Raw genomic sequence first — 2,663 nt, forward strand, 5'->3', positions numbered from 1 at the left:
CCGTTTCGTTGGACCTATATCGGCAAGCCGCTGATGGCATGAAATTGTCCAGTCAATTTAGGGTGCGCGGTACTAGACCGTTGGCATACATCACACCAAGAGAGAATTGCGCTTCAGCATCGCCCTGTTCAGCGGCTTTGCGAAACCACTGCACGGCTTGAGAATAATCCTGAGCAACGCCTTGACCCTTTGCATACATCAAGCCAAGATTAAATTGCGCTAGGTCAGCGCCCTGCGCGGCGGCTTTGCGATACCACTGTACGGCTTGGGCATCATCCTGAGCAACGCCTTCACCATTGGTATACATCGAGCCAAGATTGTTTTGCGCCTGAGCGAATCCCTGTTTTGCGGATTTGCGATACCACTGCAAGGCTTGAGAGTAATCCTTAGCAACACCTTGACCATTGAAATACATCTTGCCAAGATAGAATTGCGCATTAGCATCGCCTTGCTCGGCTAGAGGTTGCCAGATTGCAAAAGCTTGTTGATAGTCGCCACGATCAAATGCAGCCATTCCATCGGCAAAATTTGGTTGAGATGCCGGAGAAGATGCGTCTGGAGTTGGCAATGAATATGTCGGCGACGGAGATACAGGTATCGTTGAGTGATATGGAAATATTAAAAAGGCAAAAACTACTAACAGCGGAATTAGTAAAATCAGTGGAGAGAGGCGCTTTTTCTGGACATTTGGCTTTCTTTTGACGTTGGAAGCCCGTGACGGTTGAGTCACTCTAGGCGTCTCGGCGTTTGAAGGCTTTTGAGATGAAGCGGCAGAATCAATCGGATTTTGCTCAGGTGCACTGGAAGACGATGCCGCCTCCTTCCAAGCCCGCTGCAACGCCTCGACGCTCTCGAAACGCTCCACCGCCCGCACCGCCAGCGCCTTGAGCAACACCGCCTCCTGCTCCGGCCTGATACCTGCCCCCAACCGCGACGGCGGCATCAACTCATCAGATTCGAGCCGATCCAGTGCATCGGGCGGCACCTGCCCGGTAATCGCCCGATACAGCGTCGCCGCCAAACTGTAGACATCCGTCCACGGCCCTTGCTGCCCGCGCGTGCGGTACTGCTCCTCCGGCGCATAGCCGGGCTTCAGGATCACCGACAGACTGCGACTGTGCTCACCCGCCGCAAACCGCGCCGCCCCGAAGTCGAGCAGCTTCACCCGCCCGCTGCGCGTCAGATAGATGTTGTCGGGCGTGATGTCACGATGCAGCAGCCCATCCTTGTGCACCGCGCGCAGGGCATCCATCACCGGCATCAACAGCTTCAACGCCTGATCGAACGCCAACCGTCCATCCGGCTGCTGCGCCAGATACTGCTTGAACGTCAGACCCTCGACATAATCCATCACGCAATAGCCCGTCCCATGCGCCCGAAAGAAGCTCTTGACCGTCACGATCCCCGGATGCTGATCGAAGCGCGCCAGCGCCCGCGCCTCCTCCAGAAACCGCTCCAGCCCATAGGCGAACTGCTCGGCCGCCGGACCGGAATAGACCGCCAGACTCACCCCATCCGGCGCGCGCGTGGCACTGTCGCGCGGCAGATATTCCTTGATCGCCAGCCGTAGATGCAGATTCTCGTCCCAGGCCAGATAGGTGATCCCGAACCCGCCATGCCCCAGCACCCGCCCGATCCGATAGCGCCCATCCAACAGCGTCCCCAACGCCAGCGCCGGCGGCGGATTGTCGAGACCGGACGCCCAGCCGCAACGACGACAGGGCGTGCTCAGCGGGACCGTGAAACAGTTCGGGCAGCGGGACTCGGCGGCGGCTTCCATTGGGCGCAGACTCCTACACAAGGACACGAGACGATCGACGGTCGAAATCTAGCACAACCCCATGGACGGGGCGAGCGATACGGAATGAAACAGCGATCAAGTAAAGATTCAGGCTACCGCCTGGATCGGCGCTTGATGGTCGATAGTATTGCGATACAGATCCAGCATGGGGAAGCACAGATCATAATCCCCCCAAATCAATTCGCCATGCTCGATACGGAACGATGCAAACCGTTCCGGATCCAGATAAGCACGGATGTCAGGGTGACGTGAGCGCGACAAAAATGGCCTAAAATCGACAAGCTGCTCGCGACCGTCATCAAAAACGAGACGGAGCTTAAAGTCATCGACTGGCTCGGCAAGCGTGATCTTGATGATGACCGGGGTCATTCGGTTCCCTAATGATGAAGCAGTTCTTCGCGAATCACGCGACGCAAAGTCTCCTCCAGGGTTTGGCGCTGCATCGTCTCACGCAGTGTGGCATTGATGAGCGTCTGGTAGCCTTTGCCAGCAGCCCGCGCCTTGAAGAAGTCGATGATAGCTGCATCCAGCATGATCGAGACACGCCGCTTATCCGTTTTACCGCAGACGGCGGCTTGCCAGTCCTCACGGCTCACATCCTTTCCGCCCACGCGAAACGTCGCCCGATCGAAATCGGCCTGCGTTAAGAGTGGCGCCTCATCGTCCGCCTCAGAAATAACCGGCATTTTTGTAGTAGAGACTGATTTCATCACGGCTTGCCTTACGCATGGAGATGATACGGATCGTCTCATCTCTTGGACTTTGGACAAAAACACGCTCCTTCTCAGTGCCCAGTAGGCCTTCTTGAAACTTTTCGTGGTATGCATCCGATCAAGCCGTCGCGGTGAGCCTCGGTTGGCGC

General features: G+C 56.9%; 3 protein-coding genes. All 3 read right to left on the bottom strand.

Annotated elements, in window-relative coordinates; genetic code table 11:
• Window positions 1-52: 52 nt before the first annotated feature.
• Window positions 53-1,780, bottom strand: coding sequence for a serine/threonine-protein kinase (locus GJ668_RS21045; protein ID WP_155451758.1), 1,728 nt, complete (start codon window positions 1,778-1,780; stop codon window positions 53-55).
• A gap of 108 nt (window positions 1,781-1,888) precedes the next feature.
• Window positions 1,889-2,170, bottom strand: a complete 282-nt coding sequence (locus tag GJ668_RS19570; RefSeq protein WP_155451759.1) for a DUF2442 domain-containing protein — start codon at window positions 2,168-2,170, stop codon at window positions 1,889-1,891.
• An 8-nt stretch (window positions 2,171-2,178) separates the two neighbouring features.
• A partial coding sequence (locus GJ668_RS20850) for a BrnA antitoxin family protein (RefSeq protein WP_246195034.1) occupies window positions 2,179-2,663 on the bottom strand: 485 nt, incomplete at its 5' end.

The sequence above is a fragment of the Allochromatium palmeri genome, from assembly GCF_009720725.1.
In the GTDB taxonomy this organism is placed as follows: domain Bacteria; phylum Pseudomonadota; class Gammaproteobacteria; order Chromatiales; family Chromatiaceae; genus Thermochromatium; species Thermochromatium palmeri.